The following is a 14,503-nucleotide window of genomic DNA, read 5'->3' on the forward strand; positions in this document are numbered from 1 at the left end:
GTCAAAATGATTGTAATTTGAAGAAGAATAAGAATCAAATCATCGCTTTCTAAACAATGGGATCAAAATGCTTCAACTCGAGCGTTAAGCTGCAATCTTTTCCGGTATCGTATGAACGATTTCCAATTAGGTCCTTTAATTCGGTATAACAGTTCTCTTCATTATGCCAGTAGTCGAGAGTGAGTCGTAAAATACTTGTTGCTTCTTCTTCTGCTTGTTCGAGAAGTTCTTCGAAAGTGGCTGTGGATTCTTCTTGTTTAACGGCAGGGTGGATCCACGTTGTTCCTTCACGGTTTAAATAATCTCGATCATCAATGTGTTTTTGATAAGAGAAAGAGGAAACTTGCTTCTTCAATAGTTGATTTTTCCATCCGAGCGGATCGAATAAGATCTTGAGAGCGAGAACCATATCGCGATAGGACTGATTAATATAGTCTTCAGGCATGCGTGCAGCCGTTTCTGGATAAAACGATTGAATAAGCTCATAAAGCATCATTTCAATTGGCTGATAGAGGTCTTTTCCAATCTGAATCTCCTGATAAACTGGCGTTTTCCACGTTTCAATATCTTTGTGTTCCTTCATAAGAATCGTATCGATAATAATTTCAAGCTGCTGGTGGCGATTGCCTTCTAGTCCAGAACGATAGTGAATGTAGGGGTGCGTGTTACGATCGAGAATGTGGTGTGTGATAAAACCGAGTATATAAGAACGAAGCTTGGAGTCATTGTGTTTTCCATATTCGATCATTTCCATTAAGAATGGACCGCAATTTAGCTGATGAATGACTTCGCCAGCTTCTTGAACGGGCTTATTCTTTTTCCATGGCCAAAAATGATGGTAGAAGAAAGGATCAGGTCCCTGTGCTCCCAGTCGAAAGAAAGGAAGGTCTCCCTTAATCGTATTCCATATGCCGGCTTCCATAGCAGCTTCTTCCCCAAATAAAATATGTGTCCAGACATTTGGCATCGATTTGCCCCCTCCCTATATGTGTTTCTACTATTATACCTGAGATCAACCTGTCTTCTTTCCATATTCTTAAGAAAACGCTTTAAATTCTTTTCCCTTATTTGTTAAAATGCAAGCATGAAAAAAGCCCAGCATAAGCTGGGCCAGATATTATTCACTTAAAAATACGTCTTCAATGTCATCAAGCATCAAGTTAGCAGAGATGACACCACCAGATGTGTTCCAGATCGCATCACTAACTTCATGAACGTCTCCTTCTTTCACAACTCCAAGGTTATTCCAGAGTGGGTCATTCGTCCATTCTTCTGCAGTGGTATTCGCTTCCCCATCTCCAATTTCGTAAGTGAAGTAGAAGAGAACATCGCCATCCATTTCTGGGATACGCTCCTTCGTGACTTCTTCAGCAAACTCTTCCTTCTGTTGGGACTCTGGACGAGCGAAGCCAAGTTGTTCAAGGATAACGCCTGAGAATGAGTCTTTGTAATAAATTCTAGTTTGACCTGCAAGGAAACGAACGACGGATACTTTTTTCTCAAGTTGATCGCCAAGGTCTGCACTCATTGACTCAATTCGATCATTATAAGTCGTCATGACTTCTTCGCCTTTATCTTCCATGTTGATCGCTTTTGCATAAAATTCGAAGTTCTCCTGCCAGTCACCTTTTAATGTTTCTGAGTAAACGGTAGGTGCAATTGCACTTAGTTGATCATAAAGGTCTTCCTGACGAAGCTTGTTCCCAATAATTAAGTCTGGCTTAAGTGCTGCAATCGCTTCAAGGTTGACTTCACTTTCAGTACCAACGACTTCAACATCTTTCATGTCCTCTGCAATGTGGTCATACCACGGATCACCTAGCCATGATTTTACCGCACCAGCAGGTGTTACACCCATAGCAAGAAGGGCTTCGGTTCCTTCATTTGTTAAAATGACAACTTTCTCAGGATTCTCCGGAACTTCTGTTTCGCCCATTGCGTGGCTAACTGTTCTTGTTGCTTGCTTCTCGTTCTCCTGCTCACCAGAATTAGTTTGATTATTGCTATTACTGTTTCCACAAGCAGCAAGAACCATGAGAACAGCTAAACTAATCATCATCCAACTTTTTTTCAACATACGTGTATCCCCCTATGTATAGTGATAATCATTTTCATTTACGTTGTTATCATACTGAATTGTCACACAAGTGTCAACAGTTAAATGAGATTGATTCTCAAAATCGTTGACACGCTTTCATTCTTTTTCTACACTTAATAAGGATGATAAGGAAAGGGATTAACCTTTATGACAAATAAACTTAACTCGTTAAAGCGTAAATGGGCAGGAATTGTGGTCGGGTTGGTCATTGTGCTTCTATTAATGGCAGCAAGTGTTGTTTATGGCCTGACTAGCATCACATGGACAACAGCCTGGCAATCATTTACTCAATTTAACGGAAGTAATGAACATATTATTATAATAGAAAATCGAGTGCCGAGAGCTTTTGTAGGGTCAGCAGTTGGAGCAAGCCTTGCTGTGGCTGGGGCACTCATGCAGGCGATCACGCGTAATCCACTTGCTTCTCCATCCATTCTTGGGGTCAATGCGGGGGCTAGTTTTGTCATTGTCGTTGCAGTGACGTTCTTTTCTGTATCGTCTCTAGCTGCTTTCAGTTGGCTTGCATTTCTAGGAGCAGCTGTTGCATCGATTGTGGTTTATATGCTCGGTTCACTTGGCAGAGAAGGGCTCACGCCTATGAAACTAACTCTTGCAGGTGCAGCCATTGCAGCGATGTTCTCATCACTAACACAGGGGATGCTCGTGTTGAATGAAAAAGCACTGGAGGAAGTGTTGTTCTGGCTTGCTGGCTCGATTGAAGGACGCAGTCTGGATATGCTTCTCTCAGTTTCACCATACATCGGTATTGGATTGATTGGCGCGATTCTCATCAGTTCCAAAATTAATACCCTCGTAATGGGAGAAGATGTGGCAAAAGGGCTCGGGCAGCGTACGCTTCTTGTGAAATTAGGAGCGGCGTTATTAATTGTATTTCTTGCTGGAGGATCTGTAGCTGTAGCGGGACCAATCGGTTTCATTGGTATAGTTGTTCCGCACGTTGCTCGTTATTTTGCCGGGCCGGATTACCGCTGGGTCATTCCATACAGCGCCATTCTTGGTGCGATTCTACTGCTTTCAGCAGATATCGCAGCTCGGTATGTCATTACGCCGCTTGAAGCACCTGTTGGTGTGTTAACTGCGGTCATTGGTACACCATTTTTTATCTACATTGCTCGAAGGGAGTTTAAACAGCTATGACGAAGTACACTTCCTTTCGAATGAGAGCTATCTCTTTTTTAATCGATCGACGAGCTGTCTTGATCATTGCAGGCTTAATTGGAGCGGTTATTCTAACAGCACTGATTAGTGTCGGTGTAGGCGAGATTTTCATGACACCGGATGCTGTAGTGAAAGCACTATTTGGCTATGGTACTGAAATGAACGAACTTGTTGTAAAACAGTTTCGTTTTCCTAGAATCGCCATGTCTGTTCTTGCTGGAGCTGCCCTTGCAGTATCAGGCGCTATCCTTCAGGGTATGATTCGTAATCCACTTGCATCGCCGGATATCCTTGGGATTACCTGGGGGGGAGCACTGGCGACGATTGGCTTCTTAACGATCTTTAGTGATAAGGCAAATGCGTTGACTGTAAGTATTCAATGGATGCCGCTTGCATCGTTTATTGGTGCAATAGTTGCAGGATTTCTAGTGTTTGTACTTTCCTGGAAAAATGGCATTTCACCAATTCGCCTTGTTTTAATCGGTATTGGGCTAACTGCGGTTCTGCAGGCATTAACAACCCTTCTAATGATTATTGGGCCAATCTACCGAGCATCTGAAGCGAATATATGGATCACCGGAAGCGTGCATGGTACGAATGGCAAAGACGTGTTGACCCTTCTGCCCTGGGTAGTCGTACTCCTCGTGCTTCTAATGGTGTATTCAAGAAGGGTAAGCCTTCAGGAGCTTGGGGACGATGTCGCAAAAGGAGCAGGTGCACTTCTTTTAAGAGATCGCATCGTGCTGCTGTTAATCAGCACCGGACTTGCAGGCGGTGCAGTAGCCTTTGCTGGTGGAGTTGGGTTCGTAGGATTAATGGCTCCGCATATTGCGAGAAAGCTGGTTGGTTCCTCATTCGGTGTACTTGTTCCAGTATCTGCACTCGTTGGCAGCATGCTTGTGATGATTGCAGACCTAATTGGTCGGACGCTATTTTCGCCGCTTGAAGTACCAGCAGGGGTTTTTACAGCCGCAATAGGGGCGCCTTATTTTATTTACTTATTGTATCGATCAAGAAACAAATGATAGAGGAGGTGGGCGAATGTACGCATTAAAAACGAAAGATCTCACGCTTGGGTATGGCGAGCAAACCGTGATCGAAGAGCTTAACTTACTGATCCCAGAAGGTGAAATGAGTGTTCTAATAGGCGGGAATGGATGTGGGAAATCGACACTTTTGCGAAGTCTTGCACGCCTCCTGAAGCCTCATTCTGGTGGCGTTGTGCTTGATGGTGAGGCGATTTCAAAAAAACCAACGAAAGAAATTGCCCGCAAAATGGCCATTCTGCCTCAATCCCCAGTAGCGCCTGAAGGACTGACTGTTCTTCAGCTCGTTAAACAGGGACGGTACCCCTATCAAACCTGGTTAAGTCAGTGGTCTGAAGAAGATGAAGAGGCTGTTCAGAAGGCATTAAGAGCTACGCATATGGAAGAATTTGCGGAGAGAAATGTGGATTCATTATCAGGTGGGCAAAAGCAGCGAGCGTGGATTGCGCTAACGCTCGCACAGGACACGGACATTATTTTACTCGATGAACCCACAACATACCTGGATCTTGCTCATCAAATAGAGGTTCTCGATCTTCTTTTCGAACTTAATAAAGAGGATAACCGAACGATTTTGATGGTTCTACACGATCTCAACCTCGCGTGCAGGTATGCAGACCATATCATTGCTGTAAAAGACAAAGGGATTTATGACCAGGGTAAGCCAGAGGATATTGTGAATGTTGATCTCGTGAAGCACGTGTTTGGTTTGCAGTGTGACATTATTTCAGATCCATTGTTCGGGACGCCTCTATGCGTGCCACATGGCAAAGGGAGGAAGGTTCATGGTCGCGAAGCAACAGGTGTTTAATCTAAAGGAAAAAGAGAAGCTTGAGCTGCTTCGGCTTCAGGTGGGGGCTGCAAGTCATATGAGCATAAGACAGCTTCTCGATGCAAATGAGTTAAAAGCTTTGCTTGAACGTCTTGTCACGGAAGGGCATTTTCCTTCCCTCGTAGTCGCCGGGTCTCAGTTTACGAAGCGCTATGGATTTATGGCGATAGCTCCGATCCTATACGCCTTTACAATGTGGAATAAGCCAGTGGATGCAGGTACGGATAAGCTTGCATACCGACTGGATTTGGATGCAGAGCCGTGGATGATCAATCTGGTTATAGATGATGAATGGATCGATCCATCGAAAGACCGATCTTTAGCACGGAGTGAGCTTGCAAATAAGGTGATAAACGAAAACCTCGCTCCGTTTGTAGAAGCAATGGTAAAGGCTACTAAATTATCAGCTGCTATTCTCTGGGAAAATGTTTCGATCTACTTATTCTGGCTCTATGAAACGTTGATCCCATCAGAAGGTGACAAAGTACAAAAAAGAAGGGCAGAAGAAGACCTCCATTATTTCCTTCGTGAATTCAACTGCACAAGCTTTACATGTGGTGCTAATCCTTTTCTCCCTTATTACACTGAGAAAACAGAAACAACAGATGGAGCAATTCGCTTCCGCCGAACATGCTGTCTGTATGACCAGGTATCTGTAGGTGGCGCATGCTGCAAAACGTGTCCAAAGGCACGGTGACAGGCACCACCCGGTTTAGCTCGAATGATGTCGAATGAGAAAAGCGTACCCTATGGGCACGCTTTTTTAGGTTTCAGTTGGTTTTCGGGTATAGCTCCTAATAAACAGGAAGAGTCCTGCTAAGATAATACCTCCTCCAACCCACTGCATCGAGTGCAGGGTCTCCCCGAGAATGAAGTAGGCAAGGATACTCGCGCCGATTGGCTCAAATAGAATGCTCATCGATATGACGTTCACACTTACCCATTTCACAGCCCAGTTCAGAAGCGAGTGGCCAAGCAGAGTAGGGAAGAGGGCGAGCAGAAGGAAGTAAGTCCAATCGGAAGTGGGATATGTAACGAATGGATAACGTAATACGAGATTGTAGATTACGAGTGTCAAAGCGGCAATCCCATAGACGATAAAGGTATAGGGAATCAGATCTAACCGTGTTCGAATGTTCTGCCCAAATAAGAGGTAGCCGGTTACCATCGCACAGGCTGTAAGCGCAAGAATATCACCCCAGAGTGCAATGCCGCTTATTTGGAAATCACCCCAGCTAATCACAACAGATCCCGTAACCGCCGTTAGCCCTCCTGCAATTGCAGGAAGGGTAAGTTTTTCTTTGAAAAAAAGATAGGTCCCTATGAACGCAAACAGAGGTTGAAGTGTTACGAGTACGACCGAACTCGCGACAGACGTGTAATTCAGTGATTCAAACCAGAGAATAAAGTGAAATGCGAGACTCACACCTGCTAGACTTCCATATCCCCAGTCAGTTGCTTTAATTTTCTTAAAGGCATCTCGACAGTTTAGTAAAACAATCGGAAGCATCAGCCCAATCGCAATCAGAAGGCGATACATTGCAATGATGGAAGCCGGTGCTGAAGCAAGCTTTACAATGACTGCGGAGGTCGATACGAAAAAAACCGCGATCATGATGGCGACATAAGGTTTTGTGTTTGGGTTGTTAGACAAGGAAGATTCCTCCAGATTATTATACAAATTCTGCTTCAGCTTGCTCTTTCAGTTGATCATTGTCATGCAGGGTGCATCGACTATACCCACCAATCCGCCCTTCAATCTGTTCACCGAGCTGAAAAAGCGCTTCTTCATTACCAACCCGACTCACGAGCTGAACGCCAATTGGCAGTCCCTCTTTACTTGTTCCGATTGGAACGGTCAGTGAAGGGAGGCCCCACACATTCGCATAGGCAATGTAAGGCATGTAATTCAAAAACGTTTTTCGAATTGAAAATAATTCCTGATACAATTCGCCGTGAATGGGTGCAGGTGAATGATAGACTGGCATAATAAGAATGCGGTTGTCTAAATAGTCTTCTAAAATATCATCTCCACGCTTAAGGGCAGCATGAATCTGATTGATTTGTTTCTGATTCGGCTTGAAAAGCTTTGTACCAATTAATGCCCACGAGAGATAAGGATGGACGTCAGAACTTCGAAATAACTTTTCTTTCATAAATTCAGCAAACGCACTGGCCTTTTCATTATCCGTCATGAGCTTCACCATGTCGGCTCCACCATCAATGGACATGATTTGCTGCCACATCAGTGCCGCCTCATCAAAAAATGGGGGATTGACCTGCTCTTCAGATAATTCATCTTCAAATGCTTCTCTCATACTTGAAATGAGTTGGAACGTTTCTCGATTAATCGGAAAGCGATGATGTGGGAGCGGATAAACAAGTTTGAAATCCGAAAGATTTCGATCTGGCGGTGGCTCGTTAGCGATAATCTGGTTAATAAGACGAGCATCTTGAACAGATTTGCTCATCGCGCCAATGCCGAGCATACGCTCCTGCTCAGGCTTGTCGACGAAGGGGAAATTTCCCTCCTGTGAGACCTGGCGATTTCCGGACTTAAAACCGACGATCCCATTAAAATGAGCAGGGAAGCGAATGGAGCCCCCAATATCAGCACCAATGCCAACAGCAGCTCCGCCTGCTGCGATCAATGAGCCTTCTCCACCGCTTGAGCCGCCTGATGTTCTTCTGGTGTCCCACGGGTTATTTGTTCTTCCGTAATGTTTGTTATCAGTTTCCTGACAGAAGCAAAGAGCTGGTGTATTCGTTTTACCAAGAATAATCGCGCCTTCTGCCTTCAAGCGACTGATGACCTCGGCATCAGTTTTTTCGCGTGAACCAGCGCGATAGCTGAGTCCACCGGTTGTTGTCATATTTTCAACATGGAAGCATTCTTTTACACTGATTGGGACTCCAAATAAACGGCCTCGTGCCTCTTCAGTGGCAAGCATGTAATCAGCTCGTTTAGCCTCCTCCAGTGCTGATTCAAAGCGGTTTTCTACAAGACAGTTCAGCACAGGATTAATTGTGTTAAGATGCTCGATATACGTTTTAACAGCATGATGCGATGAGATTTCTCGGTTCGAAATCTTTCTCGACAGGGACAGGGCATCCATTTCTAATATTGTCATGCTATCCCTCCATTAAGTTGTCGGCCTATCCTCCGACATGGTATATCTATTTATTCGTCTTTAAAGAACAGAACCCTTTTAACCTGATAAATGGAAGTGGCATCTCGCTTGTGACGAAATGCCACTATTCCTTAGGAAATAACCGAAAATTTAGAAGGAAGCGAGCCATAGAAAACGTCACGTTCATTCGTTTTTGGATGATAGTAAATAAGTAAAAACGTTTGCTCCACTTCATCTGGGCCAATCGGAAGAACATCAACCACCGTATGTTTGTGAAGCTCACGCTCAGAAAGGTTTAGTGATTGGAATGCTTCCCCAAGAAGAAGTGGATTTTCGTTTACAAGTTTAATAAGAGCGGTTTCGTCGCGCTTCTCCAACCGATCACTCCACCAGACAGTACGTGGCTTTGTTTTTGAATTAGAGAGATAGTCTATTTTCATAAACGTTGTCAGACGATCCATATGCTCAGGTGCGCGCTCGCTCATAAAGGAAGCGAGACGTCGAAATAGATCTTCAAGCTGATGGCCGATGCGAGACCAGCCTTTTCCCTCCCAATAGCTTCCGAATTCCTGGAAGAAGTCGAAGGGAGATTGGAAAACCTCCGTTACAAGATATTCGAGCGTCGTATCCATACGATGATCGTTCCAGTATTTCTCAAGTACGTCTTCTACCTGCTTAATGCGAATCACGTCGTCGAATGATAAGACGTCATTTCCGAGTATTTCGTACGGAGAACGGTCCATGTAGAGATAACCGTGCTTTTCAGCGCTCAGGCGGACACCCGTACCGCGCAGCATTTTAAGAAATCCGAGCTGGAGCTCTTCAGGCCGAAATGAGAATACATCGTTGAAGGTTTTGCGGAATGACCGATAATCTTCCCCAGGCAGGCCAGCGATTAAATCAAGGTGCTGATCAATTTTCCCTCCATCTTTCACCATGGTTACCGTCCGTGCGAGCTTTTCGAAATTCTGTTTTCGCATGACAAGCTCATTCGTCTCATCGTTTGTCGATTGAACACCAATTTCAAAACGGAATAGTCCTGGAGGGGCTTCTTTATTTAGAAACTCAAGAACTTCTGGGCGCATGATGTCCGCGGTGATTTCGAATTGAAAAACGCAACCGGGCCGATGCTCATCAATCAAGAATTGAAACATATCAAGGGCATAATTTCTGCGAATATTAAACGTTCTGTCAACGAACTTGATCGTCTTCGCCCCATTGTCCATTAAATACTGAAGTTCCTCTTTCATACGCTCAGCAGGGAAATACCTTACCCCAATTTCAATCGAAGATAAGCAGAACTGACAGGAATAAGGACAGCCTCGACTCGTCTCCACATATGTGACGCGGCGACCGAGATCTGCAAGGTCTTCTTCGAACCGGAATGGAGACGGAATTTCACTTAGTGAGAGCTTAGGCGCTGGTGGATTGATATGGTTTTTGTCGTCTTTACGGTAAGCAATGCCTTTCACATGGTCAGCCGATTCACCAGCTTCAATGGATTGAAGAAGCTCCTTAAAGGTAGCCTCTCCTTCACCCATGACAATGTAATCAGCCTGTGGGATACGGTCGAGCCATTCATACACATCATATGAAACTTCTGGACCGCCAAGTACAATTGTTAACGATGGATTTACTATTTTTAGCATTTCAATAACGGGAATCGTTTCTTCGATATTCCAGATATAGCAGCTGAAGCCAATCACATCGGGCTTCATACTATGGAGATCGATTACGATATTCATGACAGGATCTTTAATTGTATATTCTGCCATCTTGACGTTATATTCAGGGGCAGCGGAGGCTTTTAAATAACGTAATGCGAGACAGGTATGAATAAACTTCGCATTCAACGTACTTACAACTATCTTCATTTCTTTCCAACTCCTGCATTGTTAATTTCTTCATTATATCACCTGGCGTAAGAAATAATCAGTTTCAGTGTGAGGATTTTAGAGTCTGATAATTCGGAAAATAATTGAAAAGAAAGCGCTTACGTGAGAAGATAGATGAAAAAAGCAGGGAGTGACCAAATTGGAACTTGCTTCAATTACGAGAGAACACCCTTTCTCGGAGGAAGACTTTGAGTACACGTCGCTGTTGCCTGGTTATCGTGTCGATCTGCGAAATGCAAGAAATGAGCAGATCGATCGGTTTCTAAATGCGAACGTTGTGAGTGACTGGTCACAATTGTCATGGAAGGAAATTGGGAGGCCGTTTGAAGTGAAGAAAATCGCTAAGGACCGGCGAGACTGGGAGAAGGAGAACCAGCAGGACATGCCGGTTAAGACGTCATGGGAGTATTTCAATCGGTCCTTTCATACCCTTTTTATGCAGGACGTTCCTGCTGAACAGCAGCGGATAAAAATCTCCTTGAAGGAAGATTTCAAAGGCTTCCGTCTTCGTGATATCAAACAGGGACTTGGAGAAATGACGCGTCTGTCACTCTGGAACTACGTTCATCGTATTGAAGACGGCATTTGGGACCCGCGCGGCAAACGGGCTCTTTTTCAAGGACTTGATGTCAAAAATCCTCGTATTCTTTTTCTTGGCGCTGCTGAAGGATATGAAGCAATGCAACTCCACGCCATGTATCCCGGTGGAGAAATTGTGATGGTTGATTATGACGCTTTCTGTAAGACAGATCGTTTTGCGCATTTCCCTGATACGTATCCTTTTCTTGGTACGAATCCAGAGACGGGTTCTCCTAAAGTCTGGTATAAAGATCAAATGAACATTACCTACCTTGTCAAAGACATCCGCGACCTTGATTTCCATAAAGAATTTGATATTGTCCTAAGCGTCGGTCTTCTTGAGCATGTTCCAGATGAACACAAGCCAGCAATTCTGGAGTGGCATCGTAAATTTGTAAAAGATAACGGCTATGTAATCATGACAACCCCAAGAAATCAGATGAAATCAAGAATATATTACCACATTATGGCAGATATGATGAATCATACGTACCGTGAGCTCATGGATATCCGCCAGATGGGGCTCTACGCCTATGAGAACGGCTTTGATATTATAAGACATGGGTTTATTAAAGTGCACAATGGGATTATTGCCAGGGCTCGCTAATGGCGATTGTGTCGTAATTATGATAAAAGTGAGGTGAGACGAACCAATAGGAGGGGTAACATGACTGTACATTCATTCACTGCCGAAACGCTTCAAGGAAATGCCATGCCGCTATCTGAATACAGCGGTAAGGTGCTATTGATCGTAAACACCGCTAGCAAATGCGGGCTGACACCACAGTACGAAAGTCTTCAGGAACTTTATGATTCCCTTAAAGATGAACAGTTTGAAATCCTTGGTTTTCCATGCAATCAGTTCGGGGCACAGGAGCCGGGATCTGAGAAAGACATTCAGGAATTTTGCTCAATTAACTACGGTGTTCGTTTCCAGATGTTTGCGAAAGTAGACGTTAACGGAGAAAACGCGCATCCTCTGTTTCAGTACCTGACTCATGAGGCCCCAGAAGTTGAACACGGTGACATTCCGTGGAACTTCACCAAGTTTCTCGTCGATCAAAATGGCAACGTAGTAGAACGCTATGAACCGACGACTGAACCTCATACAATTTTGAAAGATATTGAGGCAGTGCTCTAATAGAGGTTCAAAATTTGTCGATACCGGGTATATCATCTTTGAGGTGATAGTCAAAATGAAATGGTGGATTCCGTTTTGCTATATGATTGGAACGTTTTCAGGAGCGATGCTCAGTGGATGGGGCATGGATCGTGAATGGGATGTGTTCCCTTCATTTGCGATGGCAATTACAGCATTTTTCATAAGTGTTCTATCCATTGTCGTACGCGACGTCGTTCCAAAAGTCTTGGAAGAAACCCTGCGGAGTTAATTGCGCGGGGTTTTTGTATACAGTCATCAGCAACTAAAATGAAAAGGGTGAAATGGAGGGTCTGCCGGCTGAAGGAATTCGGACTTCCCGAGCTTCCATTTCCATGAAGCATAAGCAGCAAGGCAGGCGTCAAATGAGTGGGAGGATTTGAGTGCATCTACTGGTAACCTTTGCACTCCCTCATTTTCAAGGAACGCTTTTATTTGAAGACGTGAGTCCATGTCTGTTTTATAGGTAACAACGGATGAGATATCCGGCGATCTGAGCCCAATTGCTGCTCCAGGGTGAACTTCTAAGATAGTCGCAGAGCCTGTTGAAAGTCCTCTTGAAAGTGAGATGCCTCTCAGCGTTAAATACACCATTCGCGTCATCGTCGGTGTCATGATGGAGCCGCTACGCATTCCTTTTGCGACGATATTCTGCCTCAGAGCACGATCAGCGGGACGATCACCGCCGCCTGGTTGATAGGAAAGCGGTGCATCAATTCCAATGGTGACCGAGGCTTGCTGCGATTCGATCACATTATAAATGTCTGCATCAGTTACACCTTCTGCCAATTGTCTAAAAACAAGAAAGTTCTTATCTCCTTCAAATAACGCAAGTGAGGTGTCTTTCGTGTTCGAGGGCCCTGATAAGTCGATTCCAATGAATATCTCCAATATGAGTTGCTCCTTCTTTATCTGATTTAAATAACACATTAAGTGGAAAACGGGTTCAAGTAAAGGCGGTGCGTACGTTATAATGAAGGTATAGAAACGGACTGATACCTATGACAGATCTTAAACAAAAAGTGTTTAAATTCGTTGGAGGACGAATATTAAAAACGGGTCTGGCGGCTTTTTTGACCGCCTTGATTTGCGATGCATTTGGACTACCTGTTCTATTTGCAGTGATTACGGCGATTGTAACCGTTGAGCCGACCGCATCAGATTCAATCAAGAAAGGAATAATCCGTTTTCCGGCAGCGGCAATCGGTGCTGGCTTTGCAATGGTGTTTGAATCCTTTCTCCACCAATCCCCGCTAACCTATGCACTCGCTGCAACCTTTACCCTGATTGCGTGTCATAAGCTTGGTCTAGATGATGGTATGCTCGTCGCAACGCTTACCGCAGTGGCCATGATCCCTGATACTACAGGCGACTACATGTCCTCGTTTGTCGTCAGACTTAGTACAACATTAATCGGGATTTTTGTCTCAACAGCTGTCAACTACTTCGTCATGCCGCCTAAATTTCATACGATGATAAACGATGGCGTCGAGCGGCTGTACCATAATTCAGGTGATTTGCTTGATCAAATTATTGCTGATTTACCTCATGCACGAAGACAAACCATCGTTTATCAACGCTTAAGTCGTGATCTTGAACGTACCTTTAAGTTAATTTCGTATCAGCGCGAGGAATGGAAATATCGACGTCATAGTATGAATGAGGTTCGTAGCTTCTCTGTTGTACTAAAGAAGCTAGAATACCTGCAAAAGATTCTTTATCACCTGGGGAATATGCTATTCACAGATACGAAAAATGGCATTGATGAAGAACATCACAACATTATTATGGAAGCCGGTCGTTCCATATCCAAAGCCTTCCATAATCCATCCAACCAGCTTACTCAGAAGCATCTTACTAGCATCGAGAAGTTAGATCAGCTGTTCCATGACCTTGATGATTCAAGGACAGAGGTGGTAGAACCACGCCATCATTTTACAGGAAAAATGATTATTATTTTTGAACTTCTTTCTCTCAACGACGTGATTGATGATCTGTATATTCTAGAACAGAAAGAAGATCGCTATGTAAAAAGGAGCGCGAAGCATGACACTGAAATTTGAAGAAAAGTGGGAACGGACGATTTCAGATGGCGATCGAACCATGTTTTTGAATGTATACGAAAACAATCCTATACAAGAAGGAAAGCTGCAGTTCGTTCCAGTTAGGGCTGCTTTTAATCATCGGGACTGTTTGCTAGCATCTGTTATCATCTTAAATGGCGAACAGGACTGGAAATTACAGAAGCAAAATTTGTTTTATTTCGAGGGTCAGGAACTACTGGCAGAAGGGTGTTTCACCCATCAATCGCTTACCGTTCCCTATGGTAAGGCTGTACCATGGACATTTATTTTCCAAACACCATCGTTGATTCGACGCCCTTCTCTCCAAAATTGGAAAATCACCATTTAAATTTACTTTAAATGACAAAAAAACCAACCACATGAAACTACTTTTCTTTCTCATTCGACACAATTAACGGTTAAATCCCGTCGAAATGAAACGAAAATCGTAGAAATGTGGTTTTTTTTGTTTTATAACAGTTGGGGTAATGCTGGACTTTTACAACAATCTGTACCAATTG

General features: G+C 43.9%; 15 protein-coding genes. 9 read left to right on the forward strand and 6 right to left on the reverse strand.

The annotated features are described in order from the left end of the window. Positions 1 to 49 precede the first annotated feature (49 nt). The gene (locus tag ABFG93_RS12205) at positions 50 to 967 is read right to left on the reverse strand and encodes a zinc dependent phospholipase C family protein (RefSeq protein ID WP_347548306.1); all 918 of its coding nucleotides are present in this window, start codon (positions 965 to 967) and stop codon (positions 50 to 52) included. Positions 968 to 1,117: 150 nt separating this feature from the next. Next, a complete protein-coding gene (locus ABFG93_RS12210) occupies positions 1,118 to 2,077 on the reverse strand; it encodes an ABC transporter substrate-binding protein (RefSeq protein WP_347548307.1) in 960 nt (319 codons plus the stop codon). A gap of 168 nt (positions 2,078 to 2,245) precedes the next feature. On the opposite strand from ABFG93_RS12210, the gene ABFG93_RS12215 reads away from it, so the two are divergent. Genes ABFG93_RS12215 through ABFG93_RS12230 form a run of 4 tightly spaced genes read left to right on the forward strand, consistent with a single transcriptional unit; the run spans position 2,246 to position 5,852 of the window. Continuing rightward, positions 2,246 to 3,256 carry a FecCD family ABC transporter permease gene (locus ABFG93_RS12215; protein WP_347548308.1) on the forward strand — a complete coding sequence of 337 codons (1,011 nt, stop codon included), beginning with the start codon at positions 2,246 to 2,248 and terminating at the stop codon, positions 3,254 to 3,256. Continuing rightward, positions 3,253 to 4,302, forward strand: a complete 1,050-nt coding sequence (locus ABFG93_RS12220; protein WP_347548309.1) for a FecCD family ABC transporter permease — start codon at positions 3,253 to 3,255, stop codon at positions 4,300 to 4,302. Before ABFG93_RS12215 ends, ABFG93_RS12220 begins: the two co-directional genes overlap by 4 nt. Before the next feature lie 16 nt (positions 4,303 to 4,318). Further along, the gene (locus ABFG93_RS12225; RefSeq protein WP_347548310.1) at positions 4,319 to 5,134 is read left to right on the forward strand and encodes an ABC transporter ATP-binding protein; all 816 of its coding nucleotides are present in this window, start codon (positions 4,319 to 4,321) and stop codon (positions 5,132 to 5,134) included. Beyond that, positions 5,109 to 5,852: an IucA/IucC family C-terminal-domain containing protein gene (locus ABFG93_RS12230; protein WP_347548311.1), complete on the forward strand. Its 744-nt coding sequence runs from the start codon at positions 5,109 to 5,111 to the stop codon at positions 5,850 to 5,852. The genes ABFG93_RS12225 and ABFG93_RS12230 overlap by 26 nt, the downstream gene beginning before the upstream one ends. Positions 5,853 to 5,918: 66 nt before the next feature. On the opposite strand, the gene ABFG93_RS12235 is transcribed toward ABFG93_RS12230, so the two are convergent. The 3 genes from ABFG93_RS12235 to ABFG93_RS12245 form a co-directional block, all read right to left on the reverse strand. Next, positions 5,919 to 6,770, reverse strand: coding sequence for a DMT family transporter (locus ABFG93_RS12235; RefSeq protein WP_347552826.1), 852 nt, complete (start codon positions 6,768 to 6,770; stop codon positions 5,919 to 5,921). Positions 6,771 to 6,828: 58 nt separating this feature from the next. Next, positions 6,829 to 8,286 (reverse strand): amidase, encoded by a 1,458-nt coding sequence (locus ABFG93_RS12240; RefSeq protein ID WP_347548312.1) that lies wholly within the window; start codon positions 8,284 to 8,286, stop codon positions 6,829 to 6,831. 131 nt (positions 8,287 to 8,417) lie between these two features. After that, positions 8,418 to 10,160 (reverse strand): B12-binding domain-containing radical SAM protein, encoded by a 1,743-nt coding sequence (locus tag ABFG93_RS12245; protein WP_347548313.1) that lies wholly within the window; start codon positions 10,158 to 10,160, stop codon positions 8,418 to 8,420. Between the two features lie 160 nt (positions 10,161 to 10,320). On the opposite strand from ABFG93_RS12245, the gene ABFG93_RS12250 reads away from it, so the two are divergent. Genes ABFG93_RS12250 through ABFG93_RS12260 form a run of 3 tightly spaced genes read left to right on the forward strand, consistent with a single transcriptional unit; the run spans position 10,321 to position 12,151 of the window. After that, complete coding sequence (locus tag ABFG93_RS12250; protein ID WP_347548314.1) at positions 10,321 to 11,367, forward strand: class I SAM-dependent methyltransferase; 1,047 nt, start codon at positions 10,321 to 10,323, stop codon at positions 11,365 to 11,367. A 60-nt stretch (positions 11,368 to 11,427) separates the two neighbouring features. Beyond that, positions 11,428 to 11,901, forward strand: coding sequence for a glutathione peroxidase (locus ABFG93_RS12255; RefSeq protein ID WP_347548315.1), 474 nt, complete (start codon positions 11,428 to 11,430; stop codon positions 11,899 to 11,901). Positions 11,902 to 11,956: 55 nt separating this feature from the next. Beyond that, complete coding sequence (locus ABFG93_RS12260; RefSeq protein ID WP_347548316.1) at positions 11,957 to 12,151, forward strand: hypothetical protein; 195 nt, start codon at positions 11,957 to 11,959, stop codon at positions 12,149 to 12,151. 26 nt (positions 12,152 to 12,177) lie between these two features. Here ABFG93_RS12260 and ABFG93_RS12265 read toward each other — a convergent pair whose 3' ends face one another. Continuing rightward, entirely contained in the window at positions 12,178 to 12,810 is a 633-nt protein-coding gene (locus ABFG93_RS12265; protein ID WP_347548317.1) for a DUF429 domain-containing protein, read from the reverse strand. Between the two features lie 110 nt (positions 12,811 to 12,920). On the opposite strand from ABFG93_RS12265, the gene ABFG93_RS12270 reads away from it, so the two are divergent. After that, a complete protein-coding gene (locus ABFG93_RS12270; RefSeq protein ID WP_347548318.1) occupies positions 12,921 to 13,982 on the forward strand; it encodes an FUSC family protein in 1,062 nt (353 codons plus the stop codon). Then, the gene (locus tag ABFG93_RS12275; RefSeq protein ID WP_347548319.1) at positions 13,966 to 14,331 is read left to right on the forward strand and encodes an SLAP domain-containing protein; all 366 of its coding nucleotides are present in this window, start codon (positions 13,966 to 13,968) and stop codon (positions 14,329 to 14,331) included. Before ABFG93_RS12270 ends, ABFG93_RS12275 begins: the two co-directional genes overlap by 17 nt. Positions 14,332 to 14,503 lie beyond the last annotated feature (172 nt).

Origin of the sequence: Pseudalkalibacillus hwajinpoensis (genome assembly GCF_039851965.1) — a bacterium.
Taxonomy (GTDB): domain Bacteria; phylum Bacillota; class Bacilli; order Bacillales; family Guptibacillaceae; genus Guptibacillus; species Guptibacillus hwajinpoensis_E.